Below are 21,745 nucleotides of genomic sequence, written 5' to 3' on the forward strand. Positions count from 1 at the left end.
AACCGCGCAAAGCTGCGCTTGAAGGAGGTAAGGGCATGACGGAACCGATTGCCATCGGTCCATTGCGGCTGGATGCCATGATGCTTGCGGCGATTGGGTCGGCAGCCGCAGGGCTCGCCATACTGAAGCTGTGGCTGGCTCGTTCGCCGTTTAAGGAAGAGCGTTATTGGTTCGAGCTAGCGGTAAATGCAATGATCTGGATCTTGATCGGCTGGAAGCTGGCCTTCCTCTTACGGGAGCCCGAGGTGCTGTGGGAACGGCCGAGCGCGCTCATCATCGTTCGAGGGAGCGGTTCGGATACGGCGGTAGGAATGCTGCTTGCTATCGTCTACCTTGGCTATGCAACCCGGAAACGGCGAATCAAGGCGTTGAAGCTGCTTGATGTCTTGCCATTCGCTTTATTGCCTGCATGTATTGTATGGACGCTCATCACTGATAGGTGGTACGGAATCCCTTATGCGATTTTGCTTGCCGCTGTGTACGGGGTCTTGTTTCGCACCGGCGCCGCTGGCCGTGCCGGGAGCGGAGAAACCGCGTCGCTCGCGCTGCTTGGCACCGGCATCGGAGGATTGGTAGTCAGCTTGTTTGCGCCTTACCCTCCCGGCGAGCTGCCCATGCTGACCTTCGGGTTAACGACGCTGCAGTGGCTATTTATCCTGATGTCCTTGCTCGGCATCGGCTTGCCGACTCGCAGGAGCAGCGGATAAGCTTAATGGCGCCCGCGCATACTAGCCGTGGAAGGGGGTGCCAGCAATGGAAAACAAGCAGCGCGGCAGCAATGCGGCCGGTGTCCAAAATGCCGCAGCCAGCAAGCAGCGAGGAAGCAGCAAAGCACCGGAATCGGAAGGCTATGATAAAAAGCTAGACGGCCCCAATCGCCCTTCGACCTAAGGAGGGAATCGGCTATGAGCAAGAAGAAGGAGCGGGATTTGAGCGCTGCGCAAGGAGAGATATCCTCCTTCCCGCCAGCGCCCGGTAAAGACGATCCGGCTTTGGACCCGTTCGAAATTAATTTTCTTCCGGAATTTCAATCAGGCCGGGGGCCGCATGCCCCGTTCGTGAACGACAGCGGCGTCGTGATCGGCGATCACCAATACGAGTCGCCGGAATCTCCGCTCAGCCAGTGGACGGAGGACACGGACCCGGCGGTCATGGCAGGCAGCCAGTGGGTGCATCCATATAAAGACGTCGGCTTTCTGACCAGCGAGAACCGGGATTATTTTGAACAAGGGGTACCTCCGCAAGGGGGGACTTTCATGCATCCGGACAAGAATGCCGCATCCGGCATCGAGGAAAATCCTGAAGCCGCGGAGCGGTCAAAGGAGAAATAGCGAGCAATCGGGCAGGGGCCCGGTTGCTTTTTCTTTGCTTTCAAATTGTGCGGGGGGTATAATAGAAAGAAAAAGTCATGATTAAAGGAGCGATTATACATGTCGATGTCTTTTGAAAGATACATGCTGGATATGGTACAACCGATGCGCGACGATTTGACGCGTATCGGCATTGAGGAGCTTCGTACGCCTGAGGAAGTTGAGGCTAAACTGCCTGGCGCGAAAGGAACGGCGCTTGTCGTCGTAAATTCGGTTTGCGGCTGCGCAGCAGGCCAATGCCGTCCGGGCGTAGCTCAGGCGCTTCAGCACGATGTGACGCCAGATCACCTCTACACTGTATTTGCTGGCCAAGATAAAGAAGCTACCGCGAAAGCGCGTGAATATTTTGCTCCGTACCCGCCGTCTTCGCCTTCCATTGCCTTGATGAAGGACGGCGAGCTCGTACACTTCATCGAGCGCCATCAAATCGAGAACCGTTCGGCCGCTGATATTGCAGCGGATTTGACTTCTGCGTTCGAGCGTTTCTGCCGTTAAGACGTATTGGGGGACATGGGGATGAGCTTGCAGGACGAAATTATTCAGCAATTGGGCGTTAAGCCTGAGATCGATCCAGAGCAGGAGATTCGCAAGCGTGTCGATTTCCTGAAAGAGTATGTGCGCAAGTCCGGCACGACGGGGCTGCTGATCGCAATCAGCGGGGGGATCGACAGCGCGGTAGCGACTGGTCTCTGCAAGAAAGCAACGGATGAATTGACTGCCGAAACCGGCAGGGAATATATGACGCTGGGCGTATTCCAGCCTTACGGCGAACAGGTCGATATTTCGGACAGCTACGCGGTTGCGGAAGCGTTCGGGTTGAAGTACCGCGTGGAGACGAACATTCAAGAGGCTGTGGATGAGATTGCTCTTGAAGTCGAACACAGCTTGAAGTCGATCGGCATTTCGCGCCATCTCAGCCGCGGCGGCAAGGGCAACGTCAAAGCCCGTACCCGCATGGTGGCTCAGTATGCGCTTGCGTTCGACCTCAATCTGCTTGTGGTCGGCACGGATCACGCGTCCGAAGCCATTACAGGCTTCTTCACCAAGTGGGGCGATGGCGCCGTAGACATTACGCCGCTCAGCTCCTTGAACAAGCGGCAGGTCCGCCAGCTGGCTGCCGTAATCGGCGTGCCGGATTCGGTCATCACGAAGGCGCCGACCGCTGGCCTTTGGGAAGGCCAAACCGACGAGGCCGAGCTTGGCATCACGTATGATGACAACAGCTCGTATCTCGAAGGTAAGACCATCAGCGACGCTGCTCGCGAGAAGCTCGAGAAGCAATTTCTCAAAACCGCCCACAAACGGAACCCGATCCCGGGGATCTAGCGGGCATGAACCGCCCTGCCTAAATGGCAGGGCGGTTTTATGTTTTTTTTGCTTAAAACGGCATAGAAATAGCCCACCTGAGTCATTCAGGTGGGCTATTTCTTTTTCGCCGATGCTTCAAACTTCCACCAATAAAGGATTTCGCTCCCATTCTAGTGTATAATGGTTCGGTTGGTAGTTTTGGGTGAAGTTTTTTGTAAGGAAATTGAGAGCCAGGTAAAAATAATACACCAAATCCAAAAATAACAACCTTAAATAACGTGTCCTGCTTCGGTAATATGAATGTCAAAGCTAGTAAAAAAGGAATGGCTGATCGAGGAGGCAAAGTCATTGATCAAACTCATGGTAGTCGATGATGAGCGTTGGATCCGCGAAGGATTGAAACAGACGATTGATTGGGGCTCGTACGGCATTCAATTCATTGGCGACGCCGAAGATGGATGCGAGGCGCTGAAGCTGATCGAAGCCCATCTTCCGGACATCGTCATCTCCGATATTAGGATGCCCTCCATGGACGGAATGGAATTAATCGAAGAATTAGATAGACGGGGCCTGGGCATCAAGGTGATTTTTATTAGCGGCTTCAGTGACTTCGTTTATGCCCAGAAAGCCGTCAAGCTTGGCGCTTTCGACTATATTCTCAAGCCAATCGAGGAAAAGGTGCTCATGGAGGTTATCGAGCGCTGCATCGGCGAAATTACAAAGAAGAGAGAGCTCGCCATCAGGCTGGATGAGCTTTTGGGCCGGGTGAGAGAAAGTCTGCCCCTCGCCAGGCAGAAGCATCTGGAAATGTGTTTAACCCATCCTATTTCGGGCTCGGAATTGTTGTCCAAATGGGAGGCGCTTCGCATTGATTTGAACCCGAAGCGGCTCATCGTCCTGACGGCCGTTGTCCACGATTGGGGCGAGCGGAGCTTATGCAAAAGCGGCTCTTCCCAACTAAGATACGCGCTTGGAAACCTGATGGAGGAAGTGTTTCGCGAAGCGAACATCTCATGCGCGGCCTGTCTATTGCACGAGAATGAATTCGCGGATGTAGCGCTTATCAGCTCTTGGGAGAAGGAGACATCCATTCCCGATCAGGAAGCATGCCGCCTAGCGAAGCTTGTTATTGAAGACGCTCTTGAATTTCTGGGCATTCAACTCACAATAGGCGTCAGCGGCATGGGAGAAGGAACGCAACTCATTTTCGCATTTAGGGAAGCGCTTACAAACAGTGTGAGGTATCTATTGGATGGCACGGGACTGGTGTATGGTCCAGTCAGCACGGGTAACGAGGGAAAGGGAAAACAACCCGTGATGGTCACCGCGCGCATGACCCCGATGCCGATGAAAGCCGAAGCGCTCGATATGGCTTGGAGCAACCGCATTTTTCATGCCATCAAGCTCAAGGACGAAAGCCGATTATCCGAGCTGCTTGATCAGCAGATCGAGCTCATGCAAGCGCTGGTAAAACAACATTCGGCTCTAGCCGTTAGATGCGAGATGAACGCGCATATCGGGATTCTGTTATCCAAATGGCAGGAGCTGTGCATGGCGAAGGGAGGTTCGGAGCCGTGCCAGATCACGCATCAACAGAAGCTTCAGCTTTACCGCAGTTCATTCGCGACTTGGAAGAACGCGATATTAAGCGCCTTTCTCAAGAAAGATCGGCCTGTTTCCGGATCGGGACAGCGAAATACGATCGAAATCGCGCTACGGTACATTCACGATAACTATCACCGCGGCATCAGCCTTAATAACGTCGCCGAAACAATTTACATGAACCCTTCCTACTTCAGCAGGGTCTTTCATGCCGAGGTTGGGGAAACGCTGAGCCGTTATCTCATTCGCATTCGAGTCGCAAAGGCGAAAGAGCTGCTCGAACGGACTCCGCTTAAGATATACGAGGTTGCCGAATCTGTAGGGTATAAGGATTTTCGGCATTTCGTGAAAACCTTCAAGGAATCGGAAGGGATGACCCCTGCCCAATTTCGGAACTACGGCGCATAAGAAGAGAGGGATATCATCATACCGTCATTCATTGGAAAACTGAGGCATCCTACCGTCGGCGTGAAAGTTTTTGTGCTATTCGTTGCCAGCATGCTGATTATCATCACCGTGATGGGCTATCTCTTCTATGATAAGTCCGCGGAAATGATGGAGGACAAAATCGGCGGCATGGCGCTTCAGAGTGTGCAGCAGATGAGCAAACGGATCGATAACCTATTGGAAGGCTATGAGGATCGTTCCCTTCTGGTCGTTGGCAACGAGGAGATACAGAAGCAACTCTTCGGAAAGTTCTCGAACGCGTCGGAGCGGATACAGAATAACTATGCGAACACAGCCTTCTTATCGAATCTGGTGAATTCAAGAAACGATATCAACGATATTTACTTGCTGGGCGAGAAAGGCTTCTCGTTCCATTATTCGCCTAAGACTTCCTTTCCCGCGTATAATGCCTACACGAACGGATTCACGGAGGAATCCTGGTACAAGCAGATCCGGAAAGCCGACGGCGAAGTCGTATATTTTGGCATTCGCCCGTCGCTCGTCAGGAGCGGAGATCCGAACCCGGTATTCTGCTTTGGCCGCGCGGAGAAAAACTTCAGCACTAGCGGAGAAATCATCGGCGTGCTGGTCTATGAAATCGATCCGACGGAGATCATCGAGATTCTATCGGAAATCGACTATAACGGATCAGGGACGAATGTCATCGTGGACGGGCAAGGACAGATCGTCGGCGATAATGACGGGATGCGCTTGTCCAGCATGCTTGGCGTTCCGCTTGGCGAAGAGCGTCAAGGCATATTCAGCGCGCAGATGGACGGAGAACAAACGCTGGTTGTCTATAACCGTCTGGAAGCAAGCGATTGGACGCTTGCAGGCATGCTTCTGGGCACCGATTTAATGAAGGATGCGGGCAGTTTGCGGTGGTACGTTCTGTCCCTTGGACTGGCGTTCTCGTTCCTCGGCATCCTGTTTGCCATCTTTATCGCCTCGACGGTCCATCGGCCGCTGCAGAAGATGATTCGCGTCATGCGAAGAGCCGAGAATGGAGATTTCGACGCTCGCATCGAAGATAAACGCGAGGATGAATTCGGCTATTTGTTCACTCATTTTAACAGGATGGTCGCTCGCATCAAGGAATTGATCAATGAACTCTACGTGCAGAAGCTGCTTGAGCAGGGCCTTCAGCTGAAAATGCTGGGTTCGCAGATCAATGCTCATTTTCTGTACAATACCCTGGATTCCATCCACTGGATTGCCCGCATTCACAAGGTGGACGACATCAGCACGATGATATTCGGGCTGTCCAAGTATTTGCGGGTAAGCTTGAATGAAGGCAGGGACGAGGTCTCCGTCAGCGAGGTCGTGCAGCTGCTCGACAGCTATATTATGATCCAGAAGGTTCGCTACCAGGATAAGTTTTCGCTTCATCTGCATGTGGACCCATCGCTTGAGAGATACACGGTATTGAAATATATTTTTCAACCGCTTGTGGAGAACGCGATCTATCATGGATTGGAGAAAAAGTCGGGGAAAGGCCGTCTTGACGTCGCTTTTATTCATGAAGGCGAGTGCTTGAAATTTGTGGTTTCGGATAATGGCGCGGGAATCGCGGCAGACAAGCTCTCCGTTCTGCAGCTTATGCTAAGCGGCAAAGGAACGGAGGAGCACGATAATTTTGCCCTGCGGAATATTCATTCGCAAATCCAAATTGCTTACGGCGCCCAGTATGGCATCGAGATTCAAAGCAGGCCTGGCAGCGGCACAGAGGTTACGATGACGATTCCGCTCACGAAGAGAAATCAAACCAAGCATGCCAGCTAAACGTCTGACGCATATGGCCGCAGATGTAACCGATTCCGCGAGAATGGAGAGGGGATGGTTGTCGCGATGAAAATGCTTGTTCGAAATAAGAAGCTTATTTCTTTCATGCTTGTCCTCATAGTGATCGTGATCCTGTTAACAAGTTCCTTATTTGGAAATGGAACCAAATTCAGTTCGGAAGCAAGCGCAGGGCTGACGGAATTGCAGCATCATGCCAATAACAACGTGAAGCACGGCAGCGACCCCGTAACGATCAACTTCTGGTTTCCGTGGGGCGGGGGATTTCAGCAGGAATTTCACGACACGGTCGTCGTTCCGTTCGAGAAGGTAAACCCGGATATCAAAGTCAAAATGACCTTTGTCGAGAACTCTGATAATTCGCAGGCATCCGACAAATTGTTAACCGCGATTGCCGGAGGCATAGCGCCGGATGTCGCCATGATCGACCGCTTCCTCGTCGGCGAATGGGCGGCGATGGGCGCTTTGGAGGACTTGTCGTCCGACGTGAATCGAGACGGCATGGCGGGTATCTACTATCCAAACATATGGCCGGAGGCGCAATATAACGGCAAAACGTTTGCCCTGCCGTGGAACGTGGACAGCCGCGCGATGCTTTACAATAAAACGATGATGGAAGAAGCCGGCCTTGATCCCAATAAGCCGCCGACAACGATTGCCGAATTGGATGCCATGGCGGAGAAAATGTTCAAGCAAAACGAAGCCGGCACTTACGAGCAAGTGGGCTTTGTTCCTTGGATGGCCCAAGGCTTCATTTATGCGAATGGCTGGAATTTCGGCGGTCAATGGGAGAAGGAAGGGGAGCTGACGCCCAACGATCCCGAAAACGTCAAAGCCTTGGAATGGATGCAGCGCTATGGCAAGAAGTATGACACCAAGAAGCTGAAAAGCTTCTCGGACGAAATCAGGCTAGCCGGGGTGAATCCATTCGCCTCAGGCAAGGTCGGCTTCATTTATGAAGGCAATTGGCTGTTGAACGGGATGAATGACGTGAATTTTGAATGGGGAATTGCGCCTATGCCAACGGAAGAGGGAGGCCGATCGGTAACCTGGGCGGGAGGCTGGTCGTTCGTCATGCCAAAAGGAGCTAAGTATAAGGAGCATGCCTGGCGGTTTATTAAATACGTTGCAGGCAAAGAAGGCTCGCTTCTTTGGGCAGGCCGCGGCGAAACCTATGATCTGAGCAGCATTCCTGAAGTGAACAAGCAGCTGGGCTTGGACAAGAAGAAGAACCTCGATGTCTTCGTCAAGCTGCTTCAGCATGCTTATATTCGTCCGGTATCGCCGGTAGGCGGCTATATGTGGGATGAGCTGTACCGGGTGCAGATTCTGGCTATCAATTTGCAGGGGGAGCCGAAAGCGCTGCTGGACGAATTGAAACGGAACCTCGATGCCCACTTGAATGAAGTCAAGTCCGCAGAACGCAGAAAGACGGAGAATCCGTCGCAAAGCTCTTTATAAGAAATACGCAAGAGAGTCTATTGAACGAGATAGACTCTCTTTTTTTTATGAAAGCAATCGAATCAAGTCAAAATATTACACTAAATGCAAAGGCAGTCGCATTACGGCAGGAAATAAAAGCGTTTACACTGAGTACGTGTAGCGAATACCCAGTAAAAACGAGTTCATAGGAGGAGAAAAGAGATGGAAGCTCTATCATGGAGGCCGGGAATGATTAAGTTTTTCGTTGCTGCGCTGTCGGTAAGTTTGGTTTTGACGGGCTGCGGGGGGACGAATGGAGAAAGCGAAACAAGCGGGGCGAACGCGGAAGACGCAACGAGTACTGCTAATCCTGAAAACACGGCAAGCGCGGACAATACGGCAAGCACGGATAGCGGCGAGAAAGTAACGCTCGAATTCTGGGGCTGGGGAGGTAAATTCCAGACTGACTACACAAAGATCGTACTGAGCGAATTCGAGAAAAAGCATCCGAATATTAAGGTGAAATACATTCCCGAACAAGGGATCGAGAAGTTGACGACGCTGATTGCCGGAGGCACTCCGCCGGACGTAGCGATTCTCGACCGTTTCATGACGGGAGCTTGGGCGGCGAAAGGCTCGCTCGAGAGCCTGACTCCGTACCTCGAAACCGACAGCGAAGTAAGCGCGGACGATTACTACCCGAGCGTCTGGGCGGAAGCGAACTACAAGGGCGAATTATTCGCGATGCCGTTCGGTACGGATAACCGGGCGATGTACTATAACAAAACGTTGATGAAGGAAGCGGGCCTCGATCCGGAGAAGCCGCCGACAACCGTCAGCGAGCTCGATGCGGCAGCGGAGAAGATCTTCAAGAAAACGGGCAGCGGGTACGAGCAAGTCGGCTTTATTCCGTGGATGAATCAAGGCTTCTTATATACGCAGGGCTGGAACTTCGGCGGTGAATGGGCAAAGGGCGAGGAATTGACGCCGAATGATCCGCAAATCGTAAAAGCGCTGGAATGGATGGCCGGTTACGCGAAGAAGTACGATATGGCCAAAATCAACAAGTTCAACGACGTCATGGGCAAAACCGGCATCAATCCGTTCTGGACGGGCAAAGTCGGCTTCGTGTATGACGGCAACTGGATCCTGAACGATTTGACGAGCAACGCCAAGGTTAAACCGACCTTCGAATGGGGCGTCGCGCCGATGCCGGCCGAGGACGGCCAAACGCAAACCACGTGGGCTGGCGGTTGGTCTTGGGCTATGCCGAAGGGCGCCAAGCATCCTAAAGAGGCATGGGAGCTCCTGAAATTCATCGGCGGCTACGAAGGAACGCTGCTCTGGGGTAAACGCGCGGATGCCGGCAACGACATCACGGCGATGCCTCAAGTGAACGAGGAATTGAAGATGACGGAGAAACCGCAATTGAAGGTGTTCGTCGATCTGATGGAAATCGCGCATACGCGTCCCGTAACGCCTGCAGGCCAAAAATTGTGGGACGAATCGTTCAAAGCTTCGGACGCGGCGCTTAACGGTAAAGGCGAGCCGAAGAAGCTGCTGGACGAAGCGAAGAAGAACGTGGACTCGGAGCTTAAAAAGCTGACAGCCAAATAGATTCATGGAGAAGGAAGGGGTAGGAGCTGCTGCTACCCCTTCCTAATTTAAACGAATTGAATGACAAGAGGTGAGAATCTATGAAGCGGCATTGGGAAGATGCATGGAAGTGGAAGAAAGTCGTGCTGGTCACGATCACCTTTCTTGTCATTTCGGTCACCTTCGGCGAAAACCTGAACACGTACGCCAGCGAGCGTCTACGGGACCGCAATCAGAATCAGGGCGTCCCGCAAGCGGATTTGTCGCAGCTGTCCGTGGATGAAATTTTGCAGCCTACATACGGTAAAACGCTAGCTGCCTATACGGAGAAGGGCTATAAGTCTGCCGCTCCGTTTGAGGTCACCTTGAAAGCCGGCGAATACTCGGCATTCGGAGGCGCCAAGCCGGATTCCGATACGGTCGAAGGCACTTCTTCCGCTCTTGTATGGGAGGAAGACACGCAATGGCTGGAGTGGACCGTCGACGTGCCGGAAAGCGGGCTATACAGCCTCGCGGCGAACTATTATCCGCTAGCCGGGAAAAGGCTGCCGATTCAGCGCGAGCTGCTCATCGACGGGCAAAGTCCTTTCCGCGAAGCGCAGCGCATCTATTTCGCCCGCAACTGGATGGATCGCGGCGATCCGCTGCGGAATAACCAGGGGGACGACATTCGGCCGAAGCAAATCGAGAAGCCGCAGTGGATGGAAGTGCCGATCACGGACGGAAACGGCCTATACTCGGCGCCGTTTCAGTTTTACTTTGAAGCAGGCAAGCACGCGATCCGCATGAATTATTTGGTCGAACCGATGGCGCTGGATGAAATTCGGGTGATGTCTTCCGAGATATTGCCGGGCTATAACGAAATCGAGAAGGCTTATGAAGCACAGGGCTACGGACCGGTTGAGCAAGTCAATGTGAAGGTGCAAGCGGAGAACAATCCGATGAAGTCCGATCCGACGATTCGCCGGGAATCCAATGGCGATCCGTTAATGGAGCCGGCCGGAGACGGAACGAAGCTACTGAATGCATTCGGGGACTGGCGCTGGCGAAAAGGCGGGCAGAAGGCTTCCTGGACGTTCTCGGTCCCGAAGGATGGATTATACAAGATCGGCATGAAAATCGGACAATGGTGGGGCGATGGGTTACCGTCCTATCGTCAAATTCTTATAGATGGGAAAGTTCCGTTTCAAGAGCTGGCCGAATATCCGTTTTCCTACTCCCGCAACTGGAGAATCGAGACCCTTCGCCAACACGAGGAAGGAAGCGGGAATGAAGACCCGCTGCTCATGCATCTAACGGCAGGCGAGCATACGATCACGATGGTCGCGGTTATCGGCCCTTATCAGTCGATAATCGAAGGCTTAACGGCGGATACGCAGAAGCTGTCCGATCTTTATCGGCGCATCATTATGATCACGGGACCGACGCCGGATCCGAACTTCGAATACGAGCTGGGCAAGAAGGTTCCCAAGCTTATCGATGACTTGAAAGCGATCGCGGATGATTTGCTGGTCCAAATGGATGCGCTCAATGCCATTTCGGAGAAAGAGCCGAGCACGGTAAGCAGTCTTCGCATGATGAACCATACCTTCGAGAAAATGATCAAAAATCCCGACTCGATCCCAAGGCAAATTTCGGAGCTCAGCAACAGCCAAACCAGCTTAAGCACGCTATTGATGGGTCTGCAAAACGTGCCGCTCGTGCTGGACTATCTGCTGATCAGTTCGCCGGAGACCGAGTATCCGAAGGTGAAATCGAATTTTCTGCAAAAGACGCTGAGTACGTTCAAAAACTTCATCGCCTCCTTTAACAAGGACTATACGGGCGTCGGCAGCGTCTATGACAAAGACCAAGCCGCGCTAGAAACGGGGCCGGTTCTCGAGGTTTGGGTTTCTCGAGGCAAAGAGTGGGCGGAGATCATGAAGGAGATGGCGGAGGAGGATTTCACGCCGAAAACCGGCATACGCATCAATGTCAACACGCTCCCGGCCGGACAATTAAACTCGGGCTCCGTCAATACCCTGCTGCTTGCGGCAAGCTCCGGCAAAGCGCCTGACGTCGCAACAGGGGTCGATTCGCATTTGCCCGTGGAGTTTGCGATTCGGGACGCTGCCGTTGATTTATCCCAGTTTCCGGATTACGAGGAAGTCAGCAAACGGTTTTTGACGGGCTCGCTTATTCCTTTCCGCTATAACGGCGGGAATTTCGCTTTGCCGGAAACGCAGGACTTCAACGTGCTGGTTTACCGCAAAGATATCCTGAAGGAGCTTGGCGTAAGCGTTCCGCAGACGTGGGAGGACACGTACGCGATGCTGCCGATCCTGCAGCAAAACGGCATGCAAATGTATTATCCGATTTCGTCGCTCGGCTTCATGCCGTTCCTCTATCAGAACGGCGGCGAATTCTATCAAGCGGACGGCAAGAAGTCGGCTCTCGATTCGCCGGAAGCCTTCCAGGCCTTCACGGAATGGACGGAGCTGTACACCAACTATAAATTTCCGGTTACCGCCAACTTCTTCAACCGGTTCCGTACCGGGGAGATGCCGGTCGGGATCGCCGACTATTTAACGTACGTGCTGCTTTCCACGGCAGCGCCAGAGCTGATCGGCCGCTGGGGCGTAGCGCCGTCGCCCGGTCATGTAAAGCCTGACGGCACGATTGACCGCACGAGCGGCGGGGTGGCTCAGTCGGTAGCGATCTTCAAGCAATCGACGCATCAGAAGGAAGCATGGGAGTTTCTCAAATGGTGGACGAGCAAGGAGAGCCAGCTGCAATTCGGTCAGGAGCTGGAAGCGCTGCTAGGCGTCGAGGCCCGCTGGAATACGGCGAATATGGAAGCCTTCTCGCAGCTGCCATGGCCCGAGGATGATTTGAAGTCTCTGACGGAGCAATTGAAGTTTTACAAGGAACAGCCATACGTGCTAGGCGGCTACTTTACGCCGCGGAACATCGACAATGCCTGGAACCGCGTCGTTCTAGGCGGCATGAATATCCGGGAATCGCTGGAGCAGGGCATCAAGGATATCAACAAAGAGCTCAGAGCCAAACAAGAAGAGTTCGGATTCACTCCGGATTAGCAGTAGCGGGAGGAGGAGCGGTATGCAAAGCAGCGTGGAAGTGAATAGTCCGCTTCAGCTGAAATCACAGAAAGTAAGCCGATTCAAATTGTCCCAGGCGGGGAAGAAGGCTGCGCTCGGTTACTTGTTTCTCAGTCCCTTCCTCATCCTGTTCATCGTCTTTACGGTTGTCCCAGTCGTGCAATCCATCTATCTCAGCTTCACCTATTACAACATGCTTCAACCGGCGAAGTGGATCGGGCTCTCGAACTATAGCGTCCTGTTCCTGGAGGACGATATTTTCATCAAATCGCTCAAAAATACGTTTATTTTCGCCGTCATCGCAGGTCCGCTGAGCTACTGCTTATCTTTTCTGCTCGCGTGGGTGATCAACACGCTGCGCGCCAAGATGCTCTTCTCGCTCGCTTTCTACGTTCCGTCCATTACGAGCGGCATCGCCCTATCTGTCGTCTGGCTCTATATTTTCTCGGGAGACCGGTACGGATTGTTGAACAACTGGATGCTTAGCTGGGGCATGATCAGCGAGCCGATCCTGTGGACGACCGACCCGGATACGATCATGCCGGTCATTATCATCGTTTCCTTATGGATGAGCATGGGTACCGGATTTCTGGTCTTCCTTGCCGGCTTGCAGAACGTTTCGCCCGAGCTCTATGAGGCCGGATCCATTGACGGGATATCCAGCCGGTTCCAGGAGCTGTGGTTCATTACGCTGCCGATGATGAAGCCGCAGCTGCTGTTTGGCGCCGTCAATTCCATCGTTGCCGCCTTTGGCGTCTTCGACATCGCGGTGGCCATTGCGGGGATGCCGAGCCCGAACTACGCGGGTCATACCATCATTTCGCATCTCTTTGATTACGCTTTCATTCGTTTCGAGCTTGGCTATGCCTCTTCCATTGCCGTCTTCCTCTTCTTCGTGACGTTCGGCTTGGGACGCATCGTTATGAAACTATTATCATCCAAGGATCAATAAGGGGGCCAAAGGACGTGACGTTCAATTATGCGAAATTTGCGGCCCGCTTCAATAGGGGATTATTGTACGCCTTTATGATCGCCTTGGTCGGCTTTACGGCCATGCCGATTATATACATGGTTTCCACCGCGTTTAAGCCGCTCGATGAGCTGTTTCTGTACCCGCCGAGGTTTTTCGTCCAGAAGCCGACGCTGCGCAGCTTCTTCGACTTGCTTACCGCTACGGACAGCTCGATCGTGCCATTCTCTCGCTATATTTTTAACAGCGTATTCATTTCGGTCGCCATCGTGGCGCTCAGCTTGTTCGTTTGCAGCTTGGGCGCGTACGTGCTGTCCAAGTTCAAGCCGCCGGGCGCCGGCTTTATCTTCGCCGTCATTCTGTCGGCGCTGATGTTTGCGCCGCAGGTGACGCAAATTCCGACGTATTTGATCGTGTCCAAGCTCGGATTGGTCAATACGTACTGGGCATTAATTCTGCCGAAGGTCGCGGTTGCGTTTAACATCTTCCTGATGAAGCAGTTCTTCGATCAAATCCCCGATGCTTTGATCGAAGCCGCGCATATCGACGGAGCATCGGAGTGGAAGATCTTCTGGAGAGTCATTATGGCGGTCAGCAAGCCGGCCTGGGCAACCTTGATTATCTTTACCTTCATCGGCAACTGGAACGATTACTTCTCCGCGCTCGTGTTTACGACAAGCGAGTCGATGAAGACGCTGCCGCTGGCGATTCAGACGCTGGCCGGAGGACCGGGGGTTGTCGCGCGATCCGGCGCTCTTGCGGCCGGCACGTTCCTGGTTACGCTTCCGCCTATCTTAATCTTTCTATTATTCCAGAAGCTTATCATGAATACGATGGTTCATTCAGGGATCAAATCATAGGGGGTGGACGCGTTGATCAAACGCATAACGGAAGGCTTCATCGGCTGCTGCATGCTGTTTCTACTAGGCGCTTTACCCGCCTACGCCTTACCGCAAATGTCCTACACCCTTGATCCGATGTACGGCTATAAAATCCCGATTCCGCTTACGTATACGGTAGACAGCGTCATTCTCGATGTCGGCGAACCCGGCCTAAATAAACCAAGCGACTTGTTCATCGACGATAAAGGCGACTTGTACGTAGCGGATACGGATAACAATCGGATCGTTAAACTAAGCACCGCAGGGAAGGTGCTGGGCATCTTCGGAAAGGAACAGGGGGTTGAGCTCGACCAGCCGAGCGGCATATTCGTCGATCACCTGGGCGATATGTTCGTGGCGGACACGGGCAGCGGCAAGGTCATCCATTTGTCGCCGGAAGGGAAGTTTGTCGAGGAGTTCGTCAAGCCGGAGTCTTCCCTGTTGAGCCCGGATTTGGAGTTTGCCCCGGATAAAGTCATCATGGACCAGCGCGGCTATTTATACGTGCTGAATAAGACCGACTACAGCGGCTTCATGATGATCGATGCGATGAACCGGTTTCGGGGCTATATCGGAGCGAACCGCGTTCCGTTCAATTGGAAGAAGCTGTTGATCCGATTGTTGGCGACGCCCGAGCAGAGAGAGCAGCTGAACAATGCGGTTCCGCAGCAAAACTCGAATTTGACCATTGACGGCAAAGGCTTTATTTACGCGCCTACCGTACTTAGCGAAGGCGATCAGCTCAAGAAGTTCAATGCCATGGGCGAGAACATCTACAAGAAGCAGTTTTTCGGCGAATCGTCGATTGACAGCGGAACGCTGGAGAACCCCTACTTCGTCGATATGGCCATCGACCAGTATGGCGTCATTAACGCGCTGGATGCCATGTCCCGAAAAATCTATCAGTACGATCAGGAGGGGAACCTGCTGGCCGTATTCGGCGGTCAAGGCGATGCGAAGAGCCGGTTCGAATATCCGTCCAGCATCGTTGTCGATAAAGCAGGCAACATTTACGTGCTTGACCGGGACCGGAACAACATTCAAACGTTCAAGCCGACGCGCTTTGCGGAGCTTATCCACGAAGCAAGCCAGCTGCATTATAACGGACGCTATCAAGAAGCGCTGGTTCCTTGGAAGGAAGTTTTAAAGATCGATGAGAATTACCCGTTAGCCCATCGGGGAGTGGCGAAAGCGCTGATGAAGGAAGAGAAATGGCAGGAAGCCATGAAGGAATTCAAGCTGGGCGAAGACCAGGACGGGTATTCAAAGGCCTTTGCCGAGTACCGGCATGACTTCATGCGCCAATATCTCGGATGGATTATTATCGCTGCCATTCTCATCGTTTACGTCATTTATCTGATCGTCAAATTCATGATTCGCATCACGAACACCGTGATAAGGAGGTATGGCTTTTGAATCAAGCGGTCATGAAACAATCCGGTCTCCGTTCTCTTCGGCTTGGGGTAGCCATCCTCTTTCACCCGGTGGACGCCTTCGAGGAGCTGCAGAAGAACAAGCATTTGATGTCGGCATTCGTGCTGATTCTACTGACCCTATGCGTACGAATCGTTACGATCTACATGACAAGCTTCCATATCACCTCCCTGCAGACCGAATACGCGGACTTGAATTTGGAAATCATCCGGTTCGTCGTGCCGCTGATATCGGGAGTTATCGCTTGTTATTTGATTACGGCGATCATGGACGGCGAAGCTCATTTCAGCCAAATCTTGACGGCCATGTCCTACGCCCTCATCCCGTATATCGTATTTGCGATTCCATTGGCTGCGATCTCCTTAGTGATTTCAAGAGGCGAGCTTGGCCTATACAACAGCTTGAATCTCCTAATCTGGTTATGGGTCGCGCTGCTGATCTTCATCCAGTTGAAGGTGCTTAATGATTATTCCTTTAAGAAAGCGGTCGGCGTTCTCTTGTTGTCCGTGTTTGCTTTCATCACCTTCTGGGGAACGGTCGGCCTCGTCTTCTCCCTGACGAATCATGTCCTGCAATTCGTACGTGAAGTCGCAGTAGAAATTCGATACTTATGGGAGAATTAAGGGGGTACCATGATTAAGAGACTAGCAAAACGAAGACTGTTCAATGCGGTTATTAGCTTAATCGTTGGGGCGCTTCTCCTCATAATCGCCTTACCGTCGCTGCAAAGCGCCGTAGCGCGCGCGCAGCAGGAATTGAAGCCGAAGAACGAGGTTGTGGAGGCGGCCGCCGACGAAACACCGGTCGAAGACGTACAGCCCGCGGAACAAACCGCATTCGAGAAAGTCGCGGAAACCGACCGCCTGGAGCTGTATTTCCGTTCTTCCGATTCCGCGATTGAAGTGAAGGATAAGAGCAATGGTTATACGTGGAAATCGGCCGTACCTCTCGAGGATGCGGCAACGGACGGGAATGATCTATGGACGGCCAGCAGTCAGTCCATCTTCCATCTGACGTTCACGGACCCGAATCTGCCGGCGCTCGAAACGCAGGAAACCAACTCGATGCTCGAACAGCCGAAGATGACAGCGAAGGCTCTGAAGGACGGGATTTCCGTTCACTATGAGCTGCCTAGATTGCAAATCAGCTTCGATATGAGCTTTCAATTGAAAGGAAACGCCCTGGAGGTCACCGTCCCCGGCCAATCGATCAAAGAAGCCAAGAATAACTGGCTGATGGCGATAGCGCCGCTTCCGTTCTTCGGAGCGGCTGCGGACCATGAGAAAGGGTACGCCGTTTATCCCGATGGCCCGGGCGCGCTGTCGACCTTTAAGTCGAACCACCCGAGTTATTTGAATCCCTATCGCGCGAGCGTGTACGGTCCGGATACGATCACGTTCAGCAACTATCAGCGGCAGCAGAATGCGCTGCTGCCGATATTCGGCTTGAAGGTGAATGACAATGCGTTCCTGGGCATGATTACGAAGGGCGAGTATGACGCGAATATTCTCTATTCCCCAAGCGGGTACTTAATTAATCTGAACCGGGTTTCTTCGGAGCTCGTCTATAGGCGCGAGTATGAAGCGGTCAAGAAGGACGGGAATTTGACCAAGAAGCCGGAGAAGGAGCTGCTCCGGGAAGACCACACCATCCGCTATGTATTCTTCAGCGGCGAGGAAGCGGATTACAGCCATATGGCCTCCGCATATCGGCAATATTTAGTCGACGAACAAGGGGTTGCTCCGCTCATCAAGAAGGGAGATCCGCTTCCGTTCGGGCTTGATTTGCTGATGGGCATTAAGGAAGGCCAGATTCTGTTCGATCATTTCATTCCTACGACAACCTTCGAAGAAGCGCGGCAAATTATGGAGGATATGACGAAGCGGGGCGTAAATGCCATCTCTGCCAATCTGCTGGGCTGGACCGGCAGGGGGTATCTGGAATATCCATCCGGCTACAAACCATCAACGAAGCTAGGCGGGGTAAGCGGATTGAAGCAGTTAAGCGCTTATGCCAAAGCGAATAACTACCAGCTGTTTCTGCAGGACAATTATATCATGGCCTGGAAAGGAACCGACGGCTTCTCCACGCGCAGCGACGTCGTCGTCGGAGCGAATCATTTTGCGGTCACGGATCGTTACAGCGAGATGTTCTACTTGAATGCGGGCAAGCAAAATGAACGGTTTCAAGACAAGATGCTTGATCCGCTGAGCAAGCTGGATATTACCGGCATTAATTTCGACGGCATCGGATATATGGACTACTACGACTATAACAAGGATTATCCGCTGAATCGGGAAGGAACGGCCGCCAAGTGGCTGGAGATGATGGGCAAATCCAAGGATCAGTTCGGCGGAGCAGCCGCTATCGGGGGCAACGGATACACCATTCCGGCTTCGTCCCGTTTGTTCAGCATCCCGATGGAAGACAGCGGCTATTTCTTTACCGACGAAACGATTCCGTTCTACCAAATGGTCGTTCATGGGCTGATTCCTTACTCGGGCGACGCGCAAAATCTGTTCTACGATCCGCGTCTGCAGTTCCTGAAGATGGTCGAATACGGCTTCATGCCCTACTACCAATTTACGATGAATCACTCCGAGGATCTCAAGGACACCTATTACAGCGACCTGTTCAGCTCATCCTACCACAACTGGGTCGATCAAGCGGTCGAACAATATAAAGAAATGAGCGGGAAGCTTCAGCCGGTGTGGTCCCAAACAATGAAGGAGCATCGCAAGCTGGAGAAGGACGTCTATGAGGTCGTTTACGAGGATGATACCCGCGTGATCGTCAATTATTCGCCGCGAGAGGTTAAGATCGATGATCTTATCATCCCGGATAAAGACTTTATCGTCGTACGGAAGGAGGGATAAGCATGAGCGGGCGAAGAGTGGGTTTGGAAAGGAAGAAAATGCTGGCCGGCTATGTGTATATCGCGCCATGGGCGATCGGCTTCGCATTGTTTATGTGTTATCCCTTGATCTATTCCCTTTGGCTAAGCTTTCATGAGGTCGTAGGCGTTGGAAACTTCGAGCTGGAATCGGTGGGCTGGGACAATTTCAACAAAGCTTTCGTTCTCGATACGCAGTTTATTCCGCTGTTTATCTCGGTCATTCAGGATGCCGTCATCAATACGCCGCTTATACTTGTGTTTTCGCTGTTTATAGCAATCCTGCTGAATCATAACATTAGAGGCCGCGCGTTCTTCCGAGCGGCATTCTTCCTGCCCGTGTTGATCGGCTCCGGCTTAGCGATGCAGCAGCTGCTGTATGCCGGCGTAGGCAAGGATACGCTGGTCAACGGGATCGGCGTTCCCGACGAAGTGTTTCTGTATATGGGACCGACGTTCTCTCAGATCGTCTTTGATATGTTAAGCCGGCTCACCATCATTTTCTGGAAGACGGGCGTGCAAATTTTGCTATTCTTGGCCGGATTGCAGGGCGTTTCCGTGTCGTTGTACGAATCCGCAAGATGCGACGGCGCAACCGAGTGGGAGATGTTCTGGAAAATAACGCTGCCGCTCATGACGCCGATCATCCTGCTTAATCTGGTCTATACCTGCGTCGATTCGTTCACGGATATTAACAACAGGATGATGATTTATATCAAGGATACGGCCTTTACCAACATCCAGATGGGGTACGCTTCCGGAATGGGCTGGATCTACTTCATGTTCATCTTTATCCTGCTCATTCTCGTATTTGTTTCTACCAGACGTTTGGTTGTGTATACAGGCGAAAAATAATGCAGGAGGTGATATCCGCGTGAAGTCGATTCCGATTCCGAAGTCCGAGCAGGGCGTAACCGCCGTTAAGCAAGCAGCGGTCGGAAGCAAAGTGAAGGCGATCAGAAACCACAGCTTGGTAAGCCGGATAGGGAGCAAGAGCCGCTGGATCTCGCTGATCTATCGAACCTTCGTCTATGTCATTCTGATCGATTTGGCTTTCGTCTTTCTCTATCCTTTTATCTATATGGTTGCGACCTCGCTCAAGCATCCGGTGGATCTGATGGATTTTACGATCAAATGGATTCCGACGAGTCTAGCCTGGGAAAATTTCTATTACGGGATGAAAGGCTTGCAGTTCATGACGCACTTCAACAATTCGGCGCTGATCGCCGTCCTGAGCGTAATCGGCCAGGTGCTGTCGTGTTCCTTTATCGCGTATGGCTTTGCCCGAATTAAATTTCCCGGCCGCGAGTTCTTGTTCTTTATGTGCATGTTCACCATGATCATCCCGCCGCAGACGCTCATCGTGCCTCTATTCATGCAGTACAAAACGATGGGCTGGCTGGACAGCGTGCTGCCGCTGATCGTGCCGTCCTTTTTCGGAAACGGGCTTCGGGGCGCGCTGTTCATCTTCATCTTCCGCCAGCTGTTCCGCGGTCTTCCATGGGAGCTAGAGGATGCTGCCCGCGTGGACGGATGCGGCAGCTTCAAGGTGTATTGGAAAATCATACTGCCGCTTACGCCGCCCGCTATCGTCGTCACGACGCTGCTGTCGCTCGTCTGGCATTGGAATGATTTCTTCGAGCCGTCGATTTACTTGACATCCGAAGAGAAATTTACGCTTCCGATGATGCTGCCGCGCCTCTACCAATCGCTGGATACGTTAACGGGCAGCAGCTTCGAGGTATTCAGCTTGCCCGTTGTTATGGCCGCTACGTTCATGGCTCTGCTTCCGATGCTTTTCGTTTATTTCTTCCTTCAGCGTTATTTCATTCAAGGCGTGGAGCGTTCGGGATTGGTCGAATAAGGAGCGGGATGCTAGGTTTGGCAATACATTCTTGATGTGGAGGTATAGATATGAATAAAGTGCGCATAGGGTTCATTGGTACGGGAGGCATCGCAGGGTGGCATGCCCGGCAGCTGCTAGAGCTGACTGAGGCTGAAATCAAGGCGGTAGCCGATACCAGCAGCGGGAACAGGGAAAAATTCCTTGAGAAGTTCAGCTTGAACGGTGTGCTGCAATTCTCGGATTATCAAGAGATGCTGGAGCAGGCGGATATCGATGCCGTCGTGATTTGCTCCCCGCACACGCTGCATTTCGAGCAGGCGCAAGCCGTGCTCCGCAAAGGGCTGCACGTACTGATCGAGAAGCCGATGACCTGCTCGTCCGAGGAGGCGGAGCAGCTGATCCGGACCGCGGAGCAGTCGGGCAAAATCATGCAAGTTTCCTACCAGAGACATTTTCAGCCGGAATTCTTATATATTCGGAATATGATCGCCAGCGGCGAAATCGGCAAAGTCACTTCGATTACGGCTGCGCTTTACCAGCAATGGCGGCAGGGAACGCCAGGCTCTTGGCGGGCAAACCCGGCGCTGTCCGGAGGCGGCTTTCTGATGGACTCGGGCAGCCACATTATCGATGTATTGCTGTGGACGACCGGACTTACGCCGATCGAAGTAAAGCCACAGCTGCATATGCACGGGGCGGACGTAGAGATCGATACGTTTACGTCGATTCGTTTCACGGAAGGAGCCGTTGCCGGCTTGAACTTGGTCGGTTATGCGCCATGCTGGCATGAAACCTTCGTATTCTGCGGAGAGAAAGGCGGCATCTTCTACGATAACGGAAAGATCACGCTGCGCCGCCTTGGACAAGAAGCGATCGTGCCGGAGCTGCCGCAGCAGACGACCAATCAGGATAAAAGCTTCATCGATGCCATTCTCGGGCGGCACGAGGTGCTTGTTCCGGGCGAGTTTGCCTTGAAGGTCGTGAAGCTGTCGGAGATGATCTACCAGGCTGCCGGCTACGATCCGCTTGCAGACGCGGCATCGAAGGAAGAACAATCGGCTTGAATCCGGAACGAAAA

General features: G+C 52.7%; 18 protein-coding genes. All 18 read left to right on the forward strand.

Features of this window, described 5'->3' with window-relative positions:
* The first annotated feature begins 35 nt into the window (after positions 1-35).
* The 18 genes from DL346_RS17765 (at position 36) to DL346_RS17845 (ending at position 21,731) form a co-directional block, all read left to right on the forward strand.
* Positions 36-707 carry a hypothetical protein gene (locus tag DL346_RS17765; RefSeq protein WP_112883487.1) on the forward strand — a complete coding sequence of 224 codons (672 nt, stop codon included), beginning with the start codon at positions 36-38 and terminating at the stop codon, positions 705-707.
* Between the two features lie 46 nt (positions 708-753).
* Positions 754-891, forward strand: coding sequence for a hypothetical protein (locus DL346_RS29120; RefSeq protein ID WP_165822559.1), 138 nt, complete (start codon positions 754-756; stop codon positions 889-891).
* 14 nt (positions 892-905) lie between these two features.
* Positions 906-1,331, forward strand: coding sequence for a DUF3905 domain-containing protein (locus DL346_RS17770; RefSeq protein ID WP_112883488.1), 426 nt, complete (start codon positions 906-908; stop codon positions 1,329-1,331).
* 99 nt (positions 1,332-1,430) lie between these two features.
* Complete coding sequence (locus tag DL346_RS17775) at positions 1,431-1,865, forward strand: BrxA/BrxB family bacilliredoxin (protein ID WP_112883489.1); 435 nt, start codon at positions 1,431-1,433, stop codon at positions 1,863-1,865.
* A gap of 21 nt (positions 1,866-1,886) precedes the next feature.
* Positions 1,887-2,696 carry an ammonia-dependent NAD(+) synthetase gene (gene nadE, locus DL346_RS17780; RefSeq protein ID WP_112883490.1) on the forward strand — a complete coding sequence of 270 codons (810 nt, stop codon included), beginning with the start codon at positions 1,887-1,889 and terminating at the stop codon, positions 2,694-2,696.
* 330 nt (positions 2,697-3,026) lie between these two features.
* Complete coding sequence (locus DL346_RS17785; RefSeq protein ID WP_165822560.1) at positions 3,027-4,688, forward strand: response regulator transcription factor; 1,662 nt, start codon at positions 3,027-3,029, stop codon at positions 4,686-4,688.
* Between the two features lie 60 nt (positions 4,689-4,748).
* Complete coding sequence (locus DL346_RS17790) at positions 4,749-6,509, forward strand: sensor histidine kinase (protein ID WP_112883492.1); 1,761 nt, start codon at positions 4,749-4,751, stop codon at positions 6,507-6,509.
* Positions 6,510-6,575: 66 nt separating this feature from the next.
* Positions 6,576-7,988, forward strand: a complete 1,413-nt coding sequence (locus DL346_RS17795; protein ID WP_165822561.1) for an ABC transporter substrate-binding protein — start codon at positions 6,576-6,578, stop codon at positions 7,986-7,988.
* A 183-nt stretch (positions 7,989-8,171) separates the two neighbouring features.
* Positions 8,172-9,566 (forward strand): ABC transporter substrate-binding protein, encoded by a 1,395-nt coding sequence (locus DL346_RS17800; RefSeq protein WP_112883494.1) that lies wholly within the window; start codon positions 8,172-8,174, stop codon positions 9,564-9,566.
* An 80-nt stretch (positions 9,567-9,646) separates the two neighbouring features.
* The gene (locus tag DL346_RS17805; RefSeq protein WP_112883495.1) at positions 9,647-12,622 is read left to right on the forward strand and encodes an extracellular solute-binding protein; all 2,976 of its coding nucleotides are present in this window, start codon (positions 9,647-9,649) and stop codon (positions 12,620-12,622) included.
* Between the two features lie 22 nt (positions 12,623-12,644).
* Positions 12,645-13,595, forward strand: a complete 951-nt coding sequence (locus tag DL346_RS17810; protein WP_112883496.1) for a carbohydrate ABC transporter permease — start codon at positions 12,645-12,647, stop codon at positions 13,593-13,595.
* A 14-nt stretch (positions 13,596-13,609) separates the two neighbouring features.
* Positions 13,610-14,473: a carbohydrate ABC transporter permease gene (locus DL346_RS17815; RefSeq protein ID WP_206098546.1), complete on the forward strand. Its 864-nt coding sequence runs from the start codon at positions 13,610-13,612 to the stop codon at positions 14,471-14,473.
* A gap of 12 nt (positions 14,474-14,485) precedes the next feature.
* On the forward strand, positions 14,486-15,910 hold the full coding sequence (locus DL346_RS17820) for a hypothetical protein (RefSeq protein WP_112883497.1): 1,425 nt from the start codon (positions 14,486-14,488) through the stop codon (positions 15,908-15,910).
* Positions 15,907-16,551 carry a Yip1 family protein gene (locus DL346_RS17825; RefSeq protein ID WP_165822562.1) on the forward strand — a complete coding sequence of 215 codons (645 nt, stop codon included), beginning with the start codon at positions 15,907-15,909 and terminating at the stop codon, positions 16,549-16,551. Before DL346_RS17820 ends, DL346_RS17825 begins: the two co-directional genes overlap by 4 nt.
* A 9-nt stretch (positions 16,552-16,560) precedes the next feature.
* Positions 16,561-18,804 (forward strand): DUF5696 domain-containing protein, encoded by a 2,244-nt coding sequence (locus DL346_RS17830; RefSeq protein ID WP_112883498.1) that lies wholly within the window; start codon positions 16,561-16,563, stop codon positions 18,802-18,804.
* A 2-nt stretch (positions 18,805-18,806) separates the two neighbouring features.
* Positions 18,807-19,676: a carbohydrate ABC transporter permease gene (locus tag DL346_RS17835; protein ID WP_112883499.1), complete on the forward strand. Its 870-nt coding sequence runs from the start codon at positions 18,807-18,809 to the stop codon at positions 19,674-19,676.
* 19 nt (positions 19,677-19,695) lie between these two features.
* Positions 19,696-20,685: a carbohydrate ABC transporter permease gene (locus DL346_RS17840; RefSeq protein ID WP_112883500.1), complete on the forward strand. Its 990-nt coding sequence runs from the start codon at positions 19,696-19,698 to the stop codon at positions 20,683-20,685.
* A gap of 50 nt (positions 20,686-20,735) precedes the next feature.
* On the forward strand, positions 20,736-21,731 hold the full coding sequence (locus tag DL346_RS17845; protein WP_112883501.1) for a Gfo/Idh/MocA family protein: 996 nt from the start codon (positions 20,736-20,738) through the stop codon (positions 21,729-21,731).
* The last annotated feature ends 14 nt before the right edge of the window (positions 21,732-21,745 follow it).

The organism is Paenibacillus montanisoli (assembly GCF_003268025.1).
Lineage (GTDB): Bacteria > Bacillota > Bacilli > Paenibacillales > Paenibacillaceae > Paenibacillus_Z > Paenibacillus_Z montanisoli.

Bases quoted from the DNA above. Each gene is read 5' to 3' on its own strand.
- DL346_RS17765 (WP_112883487.1), top strand. From the start codon at position 36: ATGACGGAACCGATTGCCATCGGTCCATTGCGGCTGGATGCCATGATG.
- DL346_RS29120 (WP_165822559.1), top strand. From the start codon at position 754: ATGGAAAACAAGCAGCGCGGCAGCAATGCGGCCGGTGTCCAAAATGCC.
- DL346_RS17770 (WP_112883488.1), top strand. From the start codon at position 906: ATGAGCAAGAAGAAGGAGCGGGATTTGAGCGCTGCGCAAGGAGAGATA.
- DL346_RS17775 (WP_112883489.1), top strand. From the start codon at position 1,431: ATGTCGATGTCTTTTGAAAGATACATGCTGGATATGGTACAACCGATG.
- nadE (WP_112883490.1), top strand. From the start codon at position 1,887: ATGAGCTTGCAGGACGAAATTATTCAGCAATTGGGCGTTAAGCCTGAG.
- DL346_RS17795 (WP_165822561.1), top strand. From the start codon at position 6,576: ATGAAAATGCTTGTTCGAAATAAGAAGCTTATTTCTTTCATGCTTGTC.
- DL346_RS17800 (WP_112883494.1), top strand. From the start codon at position 8,172: ATGGAAGCTCTATCATGGAGGCCGGGAATGATTAAGTTTTTCGTTGCT.
- DL346_RS17805 (WP_112883495.1), top strand. From the start codon at position 9,647: ATGAAGCGGCATTGGGAAGATGCATGGAAGTGGAAGAAAGTCGTGCTG.
- DL346_RS17810 (WP_112883496.1), top strand. From the start codon at position 12,645: ATGCAAAGCAGCGTGGAAGTGAATAGTCCGCTTCAGCTGAAATCACAG.
- DL346_RS17830 (WP_112883498.1), top strand. From the start codon at position 16,561: ATGATTAAGAGACTAGCAAAACGAAGACTGTTCAATGCGGTTATTAGC.
- DL346_RS17835 (WP_112883499.1), top strand. From the start codon at position 18,807: ATGAGCGGGCGAAGAGTGGGTTTGGAAAGGAAGAAAATGCTGGCCGGC.
- DL346_RS17845 (WP_112883501.1), top strand. From the start codon at position 20,736: ATGAATAAAGTGCGCATAGGGTTCATTGGTACGGGAGGCATCGCAGGG.